At 44.5% G+C, this 18,344-nt stretch carries 15 protein-coding genes; 7 read left to right on the top strand and 8 right to left on the bottom strand.

Translation table 11 applies throughout. The features are described from left to right. Window positions 1–417 precede the first annotated feature (417 nt). Window positions 418–1,896, top strand: a complete 1,479-nt coding sequence (locus F0251_RS16205) for a peptide MFS transporter (protein ID WP_081090286.1) — start codon at window positions 418–420, stop codon at window positions 1,894–1,896. A gap of 200 nt (window positions 1,897–2,096) precedes the next feature. Beyond that, window positions 2,097–2,879 carry a siderophore-interacting protein gene (locus F0251_RS16200; protein WP_105058009.1) on the top strand — a complete coding sequence of 261 codons (783 nt, stop codon included), beginning with the start codon at window positions 2,097–2,099 and terminating at the stop codon, window positions 2,877–2,879. 138 nt (window positions 2,880–3,017) lie between these two features. Here F0251_RS16200 and F0251_RS16195 read toward each other — a convergent pair whose 3' ends face one another. The 7 genes from F0251_RS16195 to F0251_RS16165 all read right to left on the bottom strand — a co-directional run bounded on the left by F0251_RS16195 (window position 3,018) and on the right by F0251_RS16165 (window position 11,265). Further along, on the bottom strand, window positions 3,018–3,920 hold the full coding sequence (locus F0251_RS16195; protein ID WP_171731361.1) for an EamA family transporter: 903 nt from the start codon (window positions 3,918–3,920) through the stop codon (window positions 3,018–3,020). A 156-nt stretch (window positions 3,921–4,076) separates the two neighbouring features. After that, window positions 4,077–4,781: a phosphonate utilization transcriptional regulator PhnR gene (gene phnR, locus F0251_RS16190; RefSeq protein ID WP_061031211.1), complete on the bottom strand. Its 705-nt coding sequence runs from the start codon at window positions 4,779–4,781 to the stop codon at window positions 4,077–4,079. Between the two features lie 68 nt (window positions 4,782–4,849). Continuing rightward, entirely contained in the window at window positions 4,850–6,559 is a 1,710-nt protein-coding gene (locus F0251_RS16185) for a putative 2-aminoethylphosphonate ABC transporter permease subunit (protein WP_171731360.1), read from the bottom strand. Between the two features lie 21 nt (window positions 6,560–6,580). After that, window positions 6,581–7,690 carry a putative 2-aminoethylphosphonate ABC transporter ATP-binding protein gene (locus F0251_RS16180; RefSeq protein ID WP_171731359.1) on the bottom strand — a complete coding sequence of 370 codons (1,110 nt, stop codon included), beginning with the start codon at window positions 7,688–7,690 and terminating at the stop codon, window positions 6,581–6,583. 274 nt (window positions 7,691–7,964) lie between these two features. Continuing rightward, entirely contained in the window at window positions 7,965–8,618 is a 654-nt protein-coding gene (locus F0251_RS16175) for an HAD-IB family hydrolase (RefSeq protein WP_171731358.1), read from the bottom strand. 97 nt (window positions 8,619–8,715) lie between these two features. After that, window positions 8,716–10,134 (bottom strand): FAD-dependent oxidoreductase, encoded by a 1,419-nt coding sequence (locus tag F0251_RS16170; protein WP_171731357.1) that lies wholly within the window; start codon window positions 10,132–10,134, stop codon window positions 8,716–8,718. A 120-nt stretch (window positions 10,135–10,254) separates the two neighbouring features. Beyond that, the gene (locus F0251_RS16165; RefSeq protein WP_128644407.1) at window positions 10,255–11,265 is read right to left on the bottom strand and encodes a putative 2-aminoethylphosphonate ABC transporter substrate-binding protein; all 1,011 of its coding nucleotides are present in this window, start codon (window positions 11,263–11,265) and stop codon (window positions 10,255–10,257) included. Window positions 11,266–11,616: 351 nt separating this feature from the next. Here F0251_RS16165 and phnW point away from each other — a divergent pair, with 351 nt between their 5' ends. From phnW to F0251_RS16145, 4 genes are all read left to right on the top strand, one after another. After that, the gene (phnW, locus tag F0251_RS16160; RefSeq protein WP_171731356.1) at window positions 11,617–12,720 is read left to right on the top strand and encodes a 2-aminoethylphosphonate--pyruvate transaminase; all 1,104 of its coding nucleotides are present in this window, start codon (window positions 11,617–11,619) and stop codon (window positions 12,718–12,720) included. After that, complete coding sequence (locus tag F0251_RS16155; protein WP_171731355.1) at window positions 12,720–14,141, top strand: aspartate aminotransferase family protein; 1,422 nt, start codon at window positions 12,720–12,722, stop codon at window positions 14,139–14,141. The genes phnW and F0251_RS16155 overlap by 1 nt, the downstream gene beginning before the upstream one ends. An 84-nt stretch (window positions 14,142–14,225) precedes the next feature. Further along, entirely contained in the window at window positions 14,226–15,044 is an 819-nt protein-coding gene (phnX, locus tag F0251_RS16150; RefSeq protein ID WP_061031219.1) for a phosphonoacetaldehyde hydrolase, read from the top strand. A gap of 330 nt (window positions 15,045–15,374) precedes the next feature. After that, window positions 15,375–16,442 (top strand): OmpA family protein, encoded by a 1,068-nt coding sequence (locus tag F0251_RS16145; protein WP_061031220.1) that lies wholly within the window; start codon window positions 15,375–15,377, stop codon window positions 16,440–16,442. Window positions 16,443–16,575: 133 nt separating this feature from the next. On the opposite strand, the gene F0251_RS16140 is transcribed toward F0251_RS16145, so the two are convergent. Further along, window positions 16,576–16,974 carry an OsmC family protein gene (locus F0251_RS16140; RefSeq protein WP_017071630.1) on the bottom strand — a complete coding sequence of 133 codons (399 nt, stop codon included), beginning with the start codon at window positions 16,972–16,974 and terminating at the stop codon, window positions 16,576–16,578. Between the two features lie 202 nt (window positions 16,975–17,176). On the opposite strand from F0251_RS16140, the gene msrB reads away from it, so the two are divergent. Beyond that, a complete protein-coding gene (msrB, locus tag F0251_RS16135) occupies window positions 17,177–18,319 on the top strand; it encodes a peptide-methionine (R)-S-oxide reductase MsrB (protein WP_171731354.1) in 1,143 nt (380 codons plus the stop codon). Window positions 18,320–18,344 lie beyond the last annotated feature (25 nt).

Below are 18,344 nucleotides of genomic sequence, written 5' to 3'. Positions count from 1 at the left end.
ATAAAGCTAATCAAGCGAATGGGATATGGGTATCGAGATACAGACTACTTCTTCTTGAAGATAAAAGCGGCTTTCCCCGGAAAGCCGCGATGAACCTTTTTTATTGGCTCGAACCCAACCGGCAATTGAAAGTGATACTCACTTAAAAGCATTTACCGAATGAATCTCGCTAATTTTTCCTTTAATAGTTCATTACTTAGCCACAAATGAAACCGACTAATTTTCACACAATCATACATCCACTAGCAAAATCTAACATTGCAAATTTCATTCATGAAAAATATGAATGTACTCATAAGAAAAGATATATCGAGCAAAGTCCGGTTTGGGATAGATGTTTCAGTTTATGTATTGCTATCAATGGTATTATAATTGGGCAATTACACTACATATTAATACTAATGTGAGAATAAAATAATGTGGAATAGATTAAACAAATCAATGATGTTCTGCCAAATGATGTTTGGACTTTCGTTCTATGGCGTCATGGTGATCTTGACTCGTTTCTTCCTTGAGGACCTGAACTACAACGAAGCCGACACCATGATGGTGGTTGGTGCTTTCTCTGCAATCGGACCGCTGTTTGCTATTGCCGGTGGTTTCATCGCCGACAAATTCTTAGGTGCTTACCGATCTCTAACTATCGCTTTCCTAGGATTCGCGAGTGGTTACGTTTTACTGGTACTCGGCGCAGCAGCAACCAATGTTCCTATGGCATTGTGTGGTATTGCGTTAGCAAGTTATGCACGTGGTTTGATGTCTCCTTCTTACCCAAGTCTCTACAAACGCACGTTCAAAACACAAGAAGATTTTGAAAACTGCTACCCTATCAACTACTCAGTAAACAATATTGGTGCTCTACTAGGTCAATATCTGTTCCCAATGCTAGTGCTTGTTGTTGGCTTCCACGGTGGCTTCCTTCTGTCTGCTGTTCTAGCAGGCGCGGCACTACTGATGATGTTGTTTGTCCGTAAAGGCCTTGTTGAAGCAAGTGCTGAGATCGACCAGCAACCAGTAAGCACTAAAAACTGGGCTGCTTTCCTAGGCTTATCTGCAGCAATGATCGGCTTAGTATTTTTCATGTTCTCTAACATGGATATTGGCCAAAACATCGTTTACGCGATCGGTGCTGCCGCCATTATCTACTTTGTCTCTTTGATGGTGAAATCAAAGAAATCAGACATGCTGAAAATGGGCACGATCTTAATCATCACATTCCTGACTACATGTTTCTTCGTGTACTACGGCCAAATGATGACATCGATGACAATGGTGGCAATCAACACCATGCGTGGTGATCTATTTGGCTTCATTCCTGTTGCACCAGAAGCATCAATGGCAATGAACCCACTATGGTGTATGGTGGCTGGCCCTATCATCGCCGGTATCTTCTCTAGCCTAGAAAAGAAAAACATCAACTTCTCTACAGCAACGAAAGTAGGTTTCTCTTTCATCCTGACGGCTATCGCTTTTGGTATCCTGACGATGGCAGTGACTACCGTTGGTGAAGACGTTCTGATTCGTCCTGAAGTATTCCTAGCGATCCATTTCTTCCTAGCATTCGGTGAAGTAATTGTGGGCTCTATGGTAGTGGCGTTCATCCTGTCTGTGGCACCTAAGCACATCGAGAACTTCTCTGTAAGCTTATTCTCTGTAGCAATCGCACTATCAGGTATCGTTGGCGCGGTATTCTCAACGTCAATTGCACTAGAGAAAGGTCAAGAGATCACACAAGAGATCGTTCAAACAGTTTACGGCGACTACTTCCAAATGCTGACTGTTCTTGCGGTAGTAATGGTAGGTATTGCAATGGGTGCATCTTTCATTATTCGTAAGATGCTAGAAGCAGCAAAAGCCGCTGATGAAACGATTGAACTAGAACAAGCTAACAGCTAACTACTCTCACGTTCAACCGACCTAACCCATCAAGCCCTTCAGTTTTCTGAAGGGCTTTTTTGTCTATATTTTTAATGATTTATAAAAAATCTCACCTTTGGATTTTCATTATGTAAATTATAGTAAATGATAATTATTAGTATTGAGTGTTTTCTGGTTCGAGATTATTATGTGGGCATCAAAATCTAAGAGAGCCTTATATGAGCAAGCCTAGCCCTATCACATTAACCGTTACTCAAACCTCAACCATTACTCCAAACATGCAGCGTATTACGTTTAGCGGTGAGGGATTAAGTAAGTACCCTGCTGAATGTGTAGGCGGCTACATCAAGCTACTATTCTCGCCACTAGGCACCACCGACTTGAGTCAATTAAATGAAGGTGAGCGTCCAACCATGCGCACCTACACCATTCGCCACTACAATCCTGTAGAGAAGTTCATCGAAGTCGATTTCGTTCGCCATATCACTAAAGATCTTCAATGTGGCTTTGCTGCGAGATGGGCAATGAGCGCACAAGTTGGTGATACTATTTCAGTGGCTGGCCCAGGTTTAATTCAGGGGCTGAACCTAGAGTCAGATTGGTTCTTCTTAGTGGCAGATATGACTTCACTCCCTGCGCTCTCCGCAAAAGTAAAAACACTGCCAGAAGACGCAACAGGGCACGCTGTTATCCAGATCAATTCAGCAGCAGACAAGCAAGAGCTAGAAGCCCCTGAAGGCATCAAGATCACTTGGCTAATTGAAGATGAAACATCAGAAACACTATCCCAAACGGTTCGCAGCTTAACGTGGTTAGACGGTCAGGTTTCAGTATGGACAGCGTGTGAATTTGAAAGCATGCGTGAACTCAGACAGTACTTCAGAAACGAAAAAGAAGTCGCAAAAGAGAACATCTACATCAGTAGCTACTGGAAACGTGGCGTCAGTGAAGATGGGCATAAGGTAATCAAGCAACAAGATGCTCAAGCTCTCGCAGACTAGGTCAATCACCACGTAGCCTGCCTCAAGACCAAATAAGAAAACGCCCTTAACGATCAATCCATCGTTCAGGGCGTTTTACTTTCTAATGCCAGAGAGCATTTTCTATCTCTCAAAGCAAGATAGCCTAGTAGGCGCTTTTTAAATCAGTGAGATAACTAAACCGGCAATGATAAAAACGACGCCTACACCGCGAGTCATGTGCCACTTTTCCTTTAAAAAGTAGATCCCCATCACTACGCCGAAGATGATACTGACTTGCCTAAGTGCCACAACCAGGCTGACGTTCTCTGTCATGGTCATTGCAAACAACACTAAGCCATAGGTCGAGGCCATCATAATGCCTGCAACCGTCGCTTTTTTACGTAGTATCCATGCGTTAGTAAACTCGACTCTTTGGTTGGTTATAAATAGCCAAATACTCAGCGGAATCACTATTGCCCAAAACTGGATACCTAAATAAAAAATTGCAGTGTGTTTATTGGTAATAACCGGTGTACTTAAAGGCTCCAATAACAGAAGCGCCTCTTTATCAATGATTGAATAGCCAGTGGTGCCGATAGCGGCGATTAACGCCCAAAGTACGCCAAGGTTTAGGTAAGCCTTGATCCTCAGGTCGGAGAACTGTTTCAATGGAACAAACAAACAGCCTAATGTGATCAGCGCAAAGCCAATCCATTGATTCAGTGACAACTCATAGCCAATCAATACGGTTCCCAAACCAACCATCAGCACTGGTAGCGCTCGTGCCATTGGATAGATAACACCAATATCAGCTTGCTTATAGGCGATGCCTAAACCAATTAGATAAATAATTTGGCAGATCCCACTCAGCAAAACTAATTGCCAAAATGGAAGAGAGATGTTTGCAAAGCCAACATTCTCGACATACCAGATAAGATAAGGAGTCAATATCGCGGCAGCGGCAAAGCCAGACGCTAAGAAGAAGGATGAGCCAGAGCCTTGGTTTGATTTACCTAGAACATTCCAGCCCGCATGCAGTAGAGCCGAAATAATCACGATGATGATGGCAGAGAATTCCATTTCGTTCCTAAATCATTAGTAAATATAAAATAAAAGCAACAGCTTAATTGAAGTGATAAAAAAGGTCTCTGGATGAGAGACCTTAAATCATTGAAACCGGACGCCCCTACAGAATTATCAGGGACCCGTTAGTTAACTAACACAGTGTCAAAGTGATTAGCGTTCGAGTTGAGCTATCGATTCAATACTGATTGCATCATGACGCCAATACTCAATATCACAGTCAATCAAATCGCCGTTTTGATTGTAGTTAACACGCTCTACCACCATTGCAGGAGAGCCAGAAGTTGCACGCAGTGCTTGCGCGGTTTCACCCAGCAAAGACGTTGTACTCACACGGTAACGAATCTTCTGATACACCACACCAAAGTGCTCACGGTAGATGTCCGTTAGTGATTTAGACAGGTCATAATCGAGCAAGTTAGGAAATAGCTCTGGTCGAATGTAGTTTGTCACATACACAACAGGCCTATCTTCAAGATAACGAACTCTATCTACGCGATAAACATCCGAGAAAGGAGGCAGTTCAAGGAGCTTAGTCGCCTCCTTCGTGGCGAGCATTCCCTTGGCAGAGATCAGCTCAGTTTTCGGCTTACGATTCTGCGCCAGAGCCATATTAGTGAAGTTCAATGTTTGTGTTGGATCGTAACGAAGTGGTGCTGGCGAGATAAACCAACCTCGTCGATCTTCTCGATAAATGCGCCCTTCCGCTTCGAGCGAAGATAACGCTTCACGTAACGTAACGCGTGTTGTATCAAACGACTCAGCAAGCTTACGTTCCGCAGGCAGCTTTTGTCGCGGTGTTAACATCCCAGACTCTATCTGCTCTACGATGACATCTTTGATTTTTACGTACTGCACTTAATTTCCTTTCATTCTTGTTCTTGTCGTCAGCCACTCCTTGGCCAACTGCAATCTACAATGGTTCGCTAGCGCTTGCGCCAAGCTTGGGTGCGCTTCTCAAATAACTTATTGATTAACATATGAATCAACTTCGCACTCGCTGCAGATATCATGATCATTACCGCCATGGCTGCTGCTGCACCGGTTTGCCCCGCGCCGTCCATATTCAGTACTGAAACTGACGCAGGTATCGTATCGGTAGAATACAAGAATACTACCGCAGATGTGGTGGTAAGTGCATTAATAAACAGGTATGTCGCAATATCTAAAATCGCAGGCAGACAAACTGGTACCGTTACTTTAAAGAACAACTTGTATTGCGGTAGGTTTACCGAGGCTGCAGTGGCTTCAATTTCTGCAGGCAGCTGCTTCAATGCAGTTAATGCCGTCATGTGCCCAACCGTGTAATAGTGAACCACGGTATTGATAACCAAGAACGCCATTGTGCCATATAAGAAGTTAAGTGGATTGCTCAAGTCATTGAAGTAGAAGATATACCCCAAACCCAACACCATCCCAGGAACGGCCATTGGCACAACACTGAGCATCTGCATCGCCTGACGAACAGGGCCAAACGCTCTACCTTTCTCAATGCAATATGCCCCCAAGAAAATCAATACGGTACCGATAATGGCAGTCCATGCGCCTAGCGTTAGTGAGTTGAAGAATGGAGTCCAACCATAGGTACTCATCTCAGCAAAGTTGTAGTTGTTCAATGTCAGCGCTTTGTTCCAAGGCCAAAAGGTGACCATAGAGCCGTATACCGCCATACCAAGCACGATCACCACAGCTGCTGATATCACAGCACAATACAGGAAACATGCTCCATCACGCACGGTATTTGGTTCTGGTTGGTACGCGACAGAACGAGTATCAAATAAGCTCTTCTGCTTCTTTTGAACCCAGCGATCAACCGTAAAGGCTAATAATGCAGGCAACAGCAGTAAAATACTGGTTACTGCACCCATTGAGAAGTTCTGCTGCCCTACTACCTGTTTAAAGATATCCGTCGACAAAACATTGTAGCTACCACCAATCACCTTCGGTACACCAAAATCACAAACCACCAGCGTAAACACCACGATAAGGGTGCTGATTAATCCGTATTTTGCTGCAGGTAAGGTAACCATAAAAAAGGTTTTGAGCGACGACGTATTCAGTGCACGTGCTGCCTCATAAAGACGGGCGTCGGACGTTCTGAGTGAAGTGGTTAGAATCATCAAGGCATGTGGAAACGTCCAGAATATCAGGCCTAATGAGATGCCAATTAAGCCATATACCGAGTTGCCACCGAGGAGTTCTTTGGCAATGCCTTGGTTACCAAATAGGAAAATCAGACTAATTGCAGGAAGTAATGAAGGCGCAAGGATCGGCGCAGAGCCTAATACCTGAAATAGCCCCTTAAAAGGCATACATGACCGAGTCAACGCATAAGCGTAACCAAACGCTAAAACACCAACCACTGTCGTTACCAATATGCCAAGCGTAAAAGTGTTACCCACAGATTGCCAAAGGCTTTGAGAAGCGAAATAGGTCGCGAAATTCTGTAAACCGACAAATTCGCCATCAGTATTCTGAACACTTTTTTTCAGCATCGCCCACAATGGCATCAGAATAAACAGCGTCATGACTACAGACAAAAATGCCAATAGCCCAAATAGAATCACGTTGTCCTTGCTTAACCGAGCCAGTAAAGGCTGTACTCGTCGTTGAATTAGCAGCTTAGGTTGCATCATTTGAGTCGATTCCATGATTCTTTACGCCGCCTCGTCTTTCATCACTTGAACACTTTTCGATGGATAAGCTCGCAAGCCTTCTTGATCAAACGCCACATAACGAATATCACTGCGGCGTAACTTCAATCGATTGAACTCTTTGACTGGCACATCAACGATAATCTCTTTAGCGGTAGAGTCATGCTGCAATTGACATTCGACGCGGTAAAAAGCCCCTAGAAACTCACTCGAAACGATTCTGACAGGTAACGACTCATTAAAACGATCAACGAACTGGATTTGCTCAGGACGCACCGCAATATCGAACACATCCCCCTGCTTTGGAGTCAGATTGTCTAATCCAGGAAGTGGTAACATAGACTCAGCAATACGCATCTTGCCTTGAACAGCCACAGAGGCTTGAATGAAGTTCATGCTGCCGACAAACTCAGCGACAAAACGACTCGCTGGCTTTTGGTAAATCTCTTGAGGCGCCCCTACCTGTTCAATAACCCCATGGTTCATTACCACGATGCGGTCTGCCATAGTCAAAGCTTCGTCTTGATCGTGTGTCACCATGATAGTGGTGATGCCCAACTTGCGCTGTAATTGGCAAATCTCATCACGCAGGTGTGTTCTTACTTTTGCATCGAGTGCAGACAGCGGCTCATCAAGCAGAAGTAACCCAGGAGACAAGGCCAGTGCGCGAGCTAAAGCCACACGCTGCTGCTGACCGCCAGATAATTGATTCGGATACTTTTGACCAGACGTTGGCAAGCCGATGGTTTCTAGCCAAGACTCCACCGTTTCTAGTGCTTCTTTGGTCGACATGCCTTGGTTTTTCAACCCGATTGCTATGTTTTCTTCCACCGTCAGGTTAGGGAAAAGAGCGTAAGATTGGAACACGATGCCAAAGTCACGCTTTTCTGGTGGTAAAAAGGTCGTGTCGCTACCATTTTGCTCAATGGAACCTGAGGTTGGTAAGTCTAGACCTGCAATCGCACGTAATAAGGTGGTTTTTCCACAGCCCGATGGGCCAAGGAAACAGACGAACTCGCCTTTTTCAATCGATAGGGAGATGTCTTTTAGCGCTGTAAATTGGCCAAATTGCTTTACAACGTTTTCAATATTCAAATAAGTTTGGTTGCTCATATTACAGCACTCTTTATATGGTATATACCAAATTTAAACTTTGAATATTTCAGTTGAGTGACAAATTTATAGAAGCTAAATGACAGTTATATTGCAGAAATAAAATTCATTCTAACTGAGGGTGACGAGAACAAAACAAGTAATAATATTCAATATCTTACAGAAACCCACTAACCCTCAGATAGGTATTTGGCGATGAAAGCCAATGTGCTTTTCACCGCCAAATATCAATGCTTGTTTATGGTTATATCTGTCGTTTCTTCCAATACTGAAATCAGTAGACCGCACGCCATGGAGCAGATTCCAAGCGAGCGCTTAAACGTTCGTGTGGATTAACCAAGTGAGGGCGATCCGCCACTTCATATTGAGGTAAATCATTAATCGAGTCAGCACCATTTTGACTATGGTTGTGCGAAGGGCCGTGTTGCTCTAACCACTCATTCAAACTAACCACCTTGCCATGCGGATGACTCGGAAGCCCCAAAATCTTGGCAGAGTATTGACTCGACGATTCCATGAGTTCAATACCGACAACATTGGGAATATTGAGCCTTTTTGCCACACATGCAGGAATGAATGACACAATGGCAGAGATGATCACCATCGGCTGCCCTTGTGTTGTTGACGACCAGCTCCTCTTTGCAAGATGAGGAAAGATCTTGCTGAGAACTTTACGATTAATGCACTCTTCTAATAATGCACACACCTCTTGATAAGTTTTATTGGCTAGTGAGCGGGTTGCAAATTCAAGGTAAATATCTTCATTGAGAATACCTTGAACATACAGCGCCATAAGCCGGCGTTCTTCGTTCAAAAAGCTAGGTTCATTTGCCAAGCCTTTCTCAACCAAAAACTCATTCCAAATCATGGCGCTGTTTCCATCCATGAGTGCTTCATCTAAATCAAATACATACAGCGGGGTCGTCATATCAATTCTCACTTCAAATCAAATTTAACTTCCAATTCAGTTGCCACTTGAAGATCGGTTCTCGCTTAACCTGCAAAGCACAATCTACAACAAAGATTCACTCAACCTTGTCGGCTTTACCTGCCGCACCAGCCAGCTTTGCTAATTGCTTATCTAGCCACCATGGCGCTTTTCCTGAGTCTTCTGCGTTCTCTTTTCTGCGTACTGCATTGCGCACCGTCATGGCCCCTACCCAACGGAATGGCTCTGGTGGGAAATGCCCAAGCGGTCCTTTGGTTAATCCGCAGCAGGTCCAAGCGTTGTCAGTGCCGAGTACCATAGATGACAGAATCTTTCCGCCCATACGAGTTTGCGCAACACCATTACCTGAGTAACCGAGCCCATAATAGATGTTGTTTTGGCCTTTTAGATTTCCGAAAAATGGCAATCCTGTTACTGAGCGATCTGATCCACCCGACCAGTTGTAATCGAACTCACTTTGTTCCAATTTAGGGAACAATTTTTCGAACGATTGATTTAGAATCGACAGGTAGTTTGTCTTTTGGTTAAACATGCTTTCAACTTGATTGGCAAACGAGAACTTATTGCCACCTTTACCCAACATCAGACGTCCATCTTGGGTGTCTCGGTAATAGTGAACAAAGATACGTGAATCCACCACTGCCGCCCCTTTCTCTGGGCCAAATTGCTGAAGCTTTTCAGGGATAGGCTTAGTGACAACCATGTCTGACGAAACAACCACAATACTGCGTTTAAACTCTTTAAAGTGATCGAGCATCCATGCGTTGAGTGCCAAAATGACCTTGTCGGCAAAAACAGATCCACCTTTGGTTTGGATTCGAGCTGGGGCTCCATAATCAAGCGAAGTCATCTCCGTGTTTTCGTGAATTTCAACCCCTAAATCAATAGCAACTCGACGTAACCCTCTCGCCAGTAATGCTGGCTGCACACTGCCCGCGGCTTCTGAGTAATAACCTTCGATATGACGCTCCGATCCTGCTTTATCAGACAAAGAGCTGTCACACTTCTTCCAGCTATTGATACCCTGTTTAACCAACTCATTCACTACGGGCTCCATTCCACCTTTTTGTGCTTCATTGGTTGCCGTGTAATACGTCCCGCTACGATACAAATGCGCGTCGATATTATGTTCGCTACAGAAAGCTTCGATCTCGTAAATGACCTTTTCCGATTCTTTTACCAGCCATTTTGCTTGCTCTTTTCCGTAGAGCCTCTTCAACGTGGGATACTTAGTCGACCATGTCAGCATACAGCCACCGTTAGCACCAGAAGCGCCGCTGCCACACAAACCTTTTTCAATCACCACAACATGCTTTTGAGGTTGCTGCTGCTTGATCAAAATCGCCGTCCACAGCCCTGTGTAACCGCCGCCAACAATAGCGATGTCGCAGTTAATGTCTTTTTGCAGTGGCTTCGCAGATTCTAGCCCCGCATCGATGCAGCCAAATTCCTTTTCTAGTGCTTGTTTGAACCAATATGAGTAGTGTTTTGTCATTTGTCGCACCTTACATAAAACCTAAAGGCGTAAAACTAAAAAAGGAAGACCGAAGCCTTCCTTTACTGGTTTCTAACTTCTAATGAACTTAATAGTTAATTAACTGAGTAGCTCGATAGATTAAGATTTCGGCTCTGATTTAGCGTCAAACTTCTCAGACCATGTTTTCAATACGTCTGCACGCTCGCTGCCCATACGTGCAAAGTCCATTTTTGCCATGTTCTTTTCGACGTTAGGGAAGTTTTCAATTGTTGCCGTCACATCTTGGTGACCAACAACTGGGTACATTTCGATGTAAAGCTCGTTTGCTGCTTTAGAGATAGACCAATCAACCACGCGTTGCGCTGCATCGGACGGCTTCACAAGACCTACCGCTTCAGATTCCCAGCCGATACCTTCAGGCGTAATTACAGAAAGCGGTGCACCTTGAGTTTTCAGCTTAGCGCCACGGCTCGCCATAGAAATACCGATAGCGACTTCACCCATACCCGCTTGAACACATGGCTTAGAACCAGAGTGCGTGTAGTGAGCGATGTTTTGGTCTAGCTTCTGCATGTAGTTCCAACCTTGGTCTTCACCCATGTTTTGTAGCCAAGCAGACACTTGCATATAACCCGTACCAGAAGACGCTGGGTTTGGCATCGCAATATGACCTTTGTAGATAGGCTTGGTTAGGTCATCCCAAGATTTAGGTGCTGGTAGGTTAAGTTGTTTCGCTACCGCTTCATTGAAACAAACCGCATTGAAGAATGCATCGTTGCCATACCAAGCTTGAGTAGATTGCGGATCGTTGAGGTTTGAGCGCAGCGCTTCTACACCTTGAGGAGTGTAAGGCTTAAGAATGCCCTCTTCTTTAAGTAGAGCCATTGAAGAACCCGCAAGGCCCCATACCACTTCTGCACGAGGGTTGTTTTTCTCAGCTAATAATTTTGCCGTCATGATCCCAGTTGAATCACGTACCCATTTGATGTTGATGTCTGGGTTTTCGCTTTCAAAAGCATTTTTGTACTTCGCTAAGATGTCAGTTTCAAAAGCGGTGTAAACCGTCACTTCCTGTGCCGCATAAGCGTTACCAGCTAATAGTGTGACTAATGCTGCAAGTGATCCTTTCATAAAACGGTTTTTCATCATTTTCTCCAGTCAGGCCCAACTCTAAAGTGAGAAGTTGCCAAAGTTAAAGTTGTTAAAGCTAGAAGCCCTATCGAGAGGCACCTATATTCAAAAATTCATTCCAGTTGTTGGCACGCACCTCCGCATTGGTATGTACCAGATTTCGAGTATTAAGCTAACTGGCTTTTGTGACGATTAAATGAACGAAAAATGGCAGTTTAAAGATCGAAAACTTTCTCAAGACAAGTGAACATTTTTAATATGAAGCTTTTGTGAAAATGATGTTTGGGCTATTTACGACCGTTTAAATTGGTTGTTAAAGTAGCTCTAAATATTGGTATAGTCCAAAAATAAAAATCACGAGAGTTGAACATGAGAAACGAATACTTACTGCTGACACCGGGCCCTTTATCTACTTCTGAAACCGTTCGCCAAGCGATGTTAAAAGATTGGTGTACTTGGGATGATGAATACAACAAAGACGTTGTTGAAGTGATTCGTAGCAAGCTAGTGACTTTAGCGACTAAGCAAGCGGGATATACAAGCGTATTAATGCAAGGTAGCGGCACCGCTTCGGTAGAAGCAACAATCGGTAGCGTTATCTCTAACAGCGGTAAACTTCTTGTTGTTGATAACGGTGCGTACGGCGCTCGCATTGCTCAAATTGCAGAATACTTAAACATTCCATGCCATGTCGTTTCCCCAGGTGAAACATCACAGCCTGACTTGAACGAAATGGAAACGGCATTGGCCATGGATTCAGACATTACTCACGTTGCGATTGTGCACTGTGAAACCACGACAGGCATGCTGAATCCAATTGAAGACATTGCCAAATTGGCAAAACAGCACAACAAAACCGTCATTCTCGATGCAATGTCGAGCTTTGGTGGCATCCCTATGGATATCGCTGACTTAGGTATCGATTACATGATCAGCTCAGCAAACAAGTGCGTCCAAGGTGTACCGGGCTTCGGCTTTGTCATTGCTAAGCAATCGGAACTGGAAAAGTGCAAAGGCCAAGCTCGCTCATTAAGCCTTGATCTGTTTGACCAATGGCACTGCATGGAAAGCAATCACGGTAAATGGCGCTTCACCTCTCCAACTCACACTGTGCGTGCTTTCTACCAAGCCCTACTTGAACTTGAACAGGAAGGCGGTATCGAAGCTCGTCATAATCGCTACCAAACCAACCAAACTACCTTGGTTGCAGGTATGCGCTCTCTTGGCTTTGAACCACTGCTTAATGATGATCTTCATTCACCTATCATTACCTCTTTCTATTCTCCAACTCATAGCGATTACCAATTCAAGGAATTCTATGACCGCTTGAAAGAACAAGGTTTTGTGATTTACCCGGGTAAGGTTTCAAACGCAGACTGCTTCCGAATCGGTAACATCGGTGAAGTGTATCCGTCAGACATTGAAGCTCTCATTGGCGCAGTGAAAAACGCTATGTACTGGGACATCAAATAATGACGATGGCCAATCAAGATTCTGTTCTAAAGGCGACACACTTTCGAAGCGAAGGCGATGTGAACACCACGCCAGCGCGTGAGAAATGGAACGAGTCGCTAAACGATGAGGCGACTCAAGCGATGTTAAAACGTGACTCAGACGTGTTTCTTCATCAAGCGATGTCAACGCCTTGCCTAGACACACTTGAAGCAGCCGAAGGCATCTACATTCAAGATGCGACTGGCAAAAAGTACATGGACTTTCACGGCAATAATGTCCATCAACTAGGTTATGGTCACCCTCACATCATTAATAAAGTGACTCAACAAATGGCGTCATTGCCGTTTTCACCACGTCGCTTTACCAATGAAACAGCCGTTCAATGTGCTGAAAAGCTGACACAGATCTGCGGTGGTGAGTTGAACCGCGTGTTGTTTGCACCGGGTGGAACGTCAGTTATTGGTATGGCACTCAAGCTAGCTCGACATGTCACCAACAACTTCAAGGTCGTTTCACTGTGGGACTCATTCCATGGCGCGTCACTGGACGCAATTTCAGTGGGCGGTGAAGCTTGTTTCCGCGAAGGCATGGGGCCATTAATGGCTGGCGTAGAACGCATTCCACCAGCCGTCTCTTATCGTGGCGCTTTCCCGCTTAAAGGAGGTAGTTCAGGCGATAGCAATGAGACGGCATGTGATGTGCACTATGCCGATTACCTTGAGTACGTCATTGAAAAAGAAGGTGGCATTGGAGCCTTCATTGCCGAAGCAGTGCGTAACACAGACGTTCAAGTTCCAAGCAAAGCTTACTGGAAGCGCATCCGTGAGATCTGCGATAAGCATAACGTCATGTTGATCATCGACGACATTCCAAACGGTATGGGTCGTAGTGGCGAATGGTTCACTCACCAGGCTTTTGATATCGAACCTGACATTCTTTGTATCGGTAAAGGTTTTGGCGGGGGCTTGCTTCCAATTGCAGCCATGGTCACTAAAGACAAATACAACACGGCAGCGCAAGTATCACTTGGTCACTACACCCACGAGAAAAGTCCTATTGGCTGCGCGGCGGCACTGGCTACGATGGAAGTGATTGAGCAAGAAAATCTACTTCAAAAAGTACAGGCGGACAGTGAATTCGTACGTGAACAACTGCTTCAAATGAAAGAGAAATACCCAGTCATTGGTGACGTTCGCGGCATCGGCCTGCTTTGGGGAGTGGAATTGGTCACTGACCATATCACCAAAAACCGAGCGTTCGATGAAGCAGAAGCAGTACTTTACCAGTGTCTGAACGATGGCCTGAGCTTTAAGGTGTCACAAGGTAACGTGATTCAGTTGAGCCCACCATTGATCATCAGTCGCAGCGAACTAGAAGTCGCTCTGTCTGTATTCGAAAAAGCGATAGCAAAAGTCTGCAAAGACTTTGAGTACCTTTAAACCATAATCTAACCAATAACTTAAAACAATCATTTGTCTCCCAGAGCAACTTGAGCTGGGAGAGAACAGAAATAGGACACGACTATGAACACAACATCACCTATCCAAGCAGTTATCTTTGACTGGGCAGGCACTATCGTTGATTTTGGATCATTTGCTCCAACCAGTATTTTCGTTGAAGCATTCAAACAAGGTTTCGACTTTGACATCGACTTAGCAGAAGCTCGTGAACCTATGGGTATCGGTAAATGGGATCACATCCAAGCGGTGGGTCGAATCCCTGCAGTTGATGCTCGTTGGACTGCTCAGTTCGGACGTTCGATGACCAGTGAAGACGTTGATGCGATTTACGCGGCATTTATGCCTCTTCAAAAAGCGAAAGTAGCCGACCACGCAGCGCCAATTTTAAACGCGATTGAAGTAGTGAATAACCTAAAAGAGAAAAACGTAAAAATCGGTTCTTGTTCCGGTTACCCACGTGAAGTGATGGATGTTCTAATTCCTGCAGCAGCAGATTATGGCTATCGTCCAGACAACGTGGTTGCAACCGATGACTTACCTCAAGGTGGTCGCCCTGCACCATTCATGGCACTTAAAAACGTAATCGACCTAGGCGTAACAAACGTTGCAGCCTGTGTGAAAGTGGATGATGCAGCCCCGGGCATTGATGAGGGTCACAACGCAGGCATGTGGACGGTAGGTCTTGTGTTATCAGGCAACGAAGCAGGATTAACTTACCAAGAATACTTAGATGCAGACGAAACAACACTGGCAGCAGCACGTGAAAAAGCCAGCCTTAAGCTAAACAAATCAAACCCGCACTATCTAATTGACACCATAGCCGATTTGCCTGAAGTAATTGCTGATATCGAAAAGCGCTTATTGGCTGGCGAGCGTCCTTAAAGACACTCACCTTCCTACTCAGGCAAGCTTCAGTACAAAACGAAAACCTCGCATTACCGATATAAGGTGATGCGAGGTTTCTTCATTTCCAACATTTGAGACAGCAATTAATTGACAAAAACGCCTGTAAATAGCACTTTGAATATATAAATCTTAACAACTTCATTGACTCCCATAAGCAATCAGACTAACAATGTATTAAGAGTTCCATGATAGGTTCGAACTGGATCAACGCCTTGATTTACTTACATTTGCAGTGTGCCTATCAGTAAGAAATCGTTTTAAAGGACTGATTCAGATAACAATAAGAGTTAATCCAAGGATAAGATTATGAAAAAACTCTCAAAGATTATGTGTGCCGTCATTGCAGCTTCAGGCTTTGCTGCTGCTCCTTCCATCGCTGCAACCACTTATGTTGGTGCGAAAGTCGGGATGGGGTGGCTTGATAGTGCTTGTGTAGATAGTGTGAACTGTGAAGATGATTCAGTCGCCGGTGGTCTTTACGGTGGCTACAACTTTACCGATAACATTGCACTGGAATTAAACGCAGATTACCTAGGTGACTACGACACTAGTTTTAATTACAACGGGACAACTCAGCGCTACAGCGATTCCATTATTGCAATATCGTTGAGCCCAATGTACCGATTGGCGATCAAACAAGAGTTTGATGTCTTCTTCAAAGCGGGTCCAGCTTACATCATGCATGACGATGAAGATGATGTTGTACTGGCTCTGGGTATCGGTGCTGAGAAACAGTTTTCAGACGACTGGGCAGTGAGAGTGGAATACCAATACTTCGATGATTTTGACGATAAGATCATTCAAGATCTAAACTCCAACCTTGTCACAGTAGGTCTTAGCTACAATTTCGGCACAGGTAATACAACCGCATCAGCGGCTGCAGCTTCTGCGGCGGCGGTTACTCAAGCACCTTCTGAACCAATCACAGAGCCAGAAACTGTGGTTGTTGAAGAGGAAGCTGAGCTAGTGGTTACCAAAGCGCAAACTGAGAGCTTCTCTCAAGGTACATTTGCGACTAACAGCACAGAGCTTTCAGACGAAGGTAAAGCCGCTGTACAGCCAATTGTGGAAGTCTTACAAACATACCCTCAGTCTACCGTTAACATCGTTGGTCACACAGATTCAACAGGTGCTGCTGAGTACAACATGATGATATCTAAGAAACGTGCTGCAGCTGTTGCAGCATACATCGAAGAGCAAGGTATTGAAGCTGACCGCATTACCGCTTCTGGTGAAGGGGAAGAAAACCCAATCGCATCAAACGATACGGCTGAAGGTCGAGCTCAAAACCGTCGTGTGGAAGCAACAATCCCAAGCTTCGAGTACCAAGAAGATGTTCAAGTTGAAGAGGTTATCGTTGAAACAGTGGAATAATCGTATTCTAACGTAATAACGACTTTCTTCATAACAAGGGCGGAGCACTGTTAAGTGCTCCGCCCTTTCTTTATCTATGTTTGCTCATAAGCCGAAAAGTAATGACTCAAAGCCAAGCTATACGGCCAGAAGACTAGACTATTTCCCAGCTGTGCGTCATTTCTACGCCAGCACCTAGCATTAGGCACACTGAACAGTATTTTTCTAATGAATCAGCGCATACTTTTGCAACCAACTCAGGATCAAGGTTGTCACCTGATACTTCAAAGTGAATGTTAATCGCGGTAAAGATTTTTGGCGCGGTTTCACGACGAGTAGTTTCAAGTTTTGCGTTACAGCCTGTAATGCTTTGACCAGCAGATTTCAATCCATCCACCACATCAACGGAGCTACAACCACCAGCGGCCATAAGCACCATTTCCATCGGGCTTGGCGCCGTCGCACCACCGCTGCCATCCATAACAATAGAGTGGCCTGATTGAGATTGACCCAAGAATTTAAAACCTTCGACCCATTTAACTTCTGCTTGCATGCTGTTCCTTAGATGACCGATAACCGCCATCACTGTCTGTTATTTATTGTTAGTATCGACACCCTACTACTGGCAGCATTCATGAGCAAGATTTTCTCTGACACATATTTTTTTCATGAATAGTGCAATTTTTTCCATCTAAAACCTGTCTCTATTCGTACATTCAAAATCGAATGAAAAAGAACGTCAAGATGAGGTATCTATGAATAAATTATCTAAAATATTGGTATCACTCGTGGTTGCACTACCACTGATTTCGTTGTTTGTCAGCCAAACTGGCACTGCCAATACAATGGATAAAACGGCTAATTCAGGGAAAAGTGAAATCGCGACACTCGCGGGTGGTTGTTTTTGGTGTACAGAGTCTGACTTAGAGAAACTAAAAGGCGTAACAGACGTTATCTCTGGATACTCTGGTGGCGAGCTCGAAAACCCAACCTATAAACAAGTTTCTTCAGGTAAGTCTGGTCACATCGAAGTGATCAACGTGACCTATAACCCTGATGTTGTTAGCTATGAACAGGTACTTGACCAATTCTTCCGACATATCGATCCAACCGATGACAAAGGGTCATTCGTAGACCGTGGTCCGCAATATCGACCTGCCATTTTCTATCATAACCAAGAGCAAAAAGACGTTGCTCAGAACTTTATGATGGAGATCGACAAGGCTCAAATCTTTGATGCACCACTAAAAACAGAACTGATCAAATTTGAGAAGTTCTGGCCAGCAGAAGATTACCATCAAGATTATTACAAGAAGAGTAAGGTTCGTTATAACTACTACCGCTACGCTTCAGGTCGTGATCAGTATTTAGATAAAATCTTCGGTGATGATAGAAAGGACAACCCTAAAACACTACGTCAGATCATCGACAGTAAAAATGCGACAGCGAATGCTAAAACATACGTAAAACCGTCTGATGCAGAGATCAAAGCGAAGCTTACAGCACTTCAATACGATGTAACGCAAGAAGACGCTACTGAGCGCCCATTTGACAACAAATACTGGGATAACAAAGAGGAAGGTATCTATGTTGATATCGTTACCGGTGAGCCTTTGTTCTCGTCAAAAGACAAATACAAATCAGGTACGGGCTGGCCGAGCTTTACCCAACCAATCAACGAAGCTTACGTAGTGACAACCACAGACTACAAACTGTTGTACCCACGCACAGAAGTTCGTAGCCGATTTGGTGATTCTCACTTAGGTCATGTCTTCAAAGATGGTCCTAAACCAACAGGCTTACGTTACTGCATGAACTCAGCGGCGATGCGCTTTATCCCAGCAGATAAACTGGATGAAGAAGGCTATGATGAATATGTAGAGATGTTTGAGGGCTAAGCATTCAGCGATTAACGCTACACCT

Source organism: Vibrio sp. 070316B, assembly GCF_013114115.1.
In the GTDB taxonomy this organism is placed as follows: domain Bacteria; phylum Pseudomonadota; class Gammaproteobacteria; order Enterobacterales; family Vibrionaceae; genus Vibrio; species Vibrio chagasii_B.
The sequence above is the reverse complement of the archived record's forward strand: the minus strand, read 5'-3'. Positions and strand labels throughout refer to the sequence as shown.

Coding starts and splice junctions, on each gene's coding strand:
- F0251_RS16205 (WP_081090286.1), top strand. CDS start 418: ATGTGGAATAGATTAAACAAATCAATGATGTTCTGCCAAATGATGTTT.
- F0251_RS16200 (WP_105058009.1), top strand. CDS start 2,097: ATGAGCAAGCCTAGCCCTATCACATTAACCGTTACTCAAACCTCAACC.
- F0251_RS16195 (WP_171731361.1), bottom strand. CDS start 3,920: ATGGAATTCTCTGCCATCATCATCGTGATTATTTCGGCTCTACTGCAT.
- F0251_RS16185 (WP_171731360.1), bottom strand. CDS start 6,559: ATGATGCAACCTAAGCTGCTAATTCAACGACGAGTACAGCCTTTACTG.
- F0251_RS16180 (WP_171731359.1), bottom strand. CDS start 7,690: ATGAGCAACCAAACTTATTTGAATATTGAAAACGTTGTAAAGCAATTT.
- F0251_RS16175 (WP_171731358.1), bottom strand. CDS start 8,618: ATGACGACCCCGCTGTATGTATTTGATTTAGATGAAGCACTCATGGAT.
- F0251_RS16170 (WP_171731357.1), bottom strand. CDS start 10,134: ATGACAAAACACTACTCATATTGGTTCAAACAAGCACTAGAAAAGGAA.
- F0251_RS16165 (WP_128644407.1), bottom strand. CDS start 11,265: ATGATGAAAAACCGTTTTATGAAAGGATCACTTGCAGCATTAGTCACA.
- phnW (WP_171731356.1), top strand. CDS start 11,617: ATGAGAAACGAATACTTACTGCTGACACCGGGCCCTTTATCTACTTCT.
- F0251_RS16155 (WP_171731355.1), top strand. CDS start 12,720: ATGACGATGGCCAATCAAGATTCTGTTCTAAAGGCGACACACTTTCGA.
- phnX (WP_061031219.1), top strand. CDS start 14,226: ATGAACACAACATCACCTATCCAAGCAGTTATCTTTGACTGGGCAGGC.
- F0251_RS16145 (WP_061031220.1), top strand. CDS start 15,375: ATGAAAAAACTCTCAAAGATTATGTGTGCCGTCATTGCAGCTTCAGGC.
- F0251_RS16140 (WP_017071630.1), bottom strand. CDS start 16,974: ATGCAAGCAGAAGTTAAATGGGTCGAAGGTTTTAAATTCTTGGGTCAA.
- msrB (WP_171731354.1), top strand. CDS start 17,177: ATGAATAAATTATCTAAAATATTGGTATCACTCGTGGTTGCACTACCA.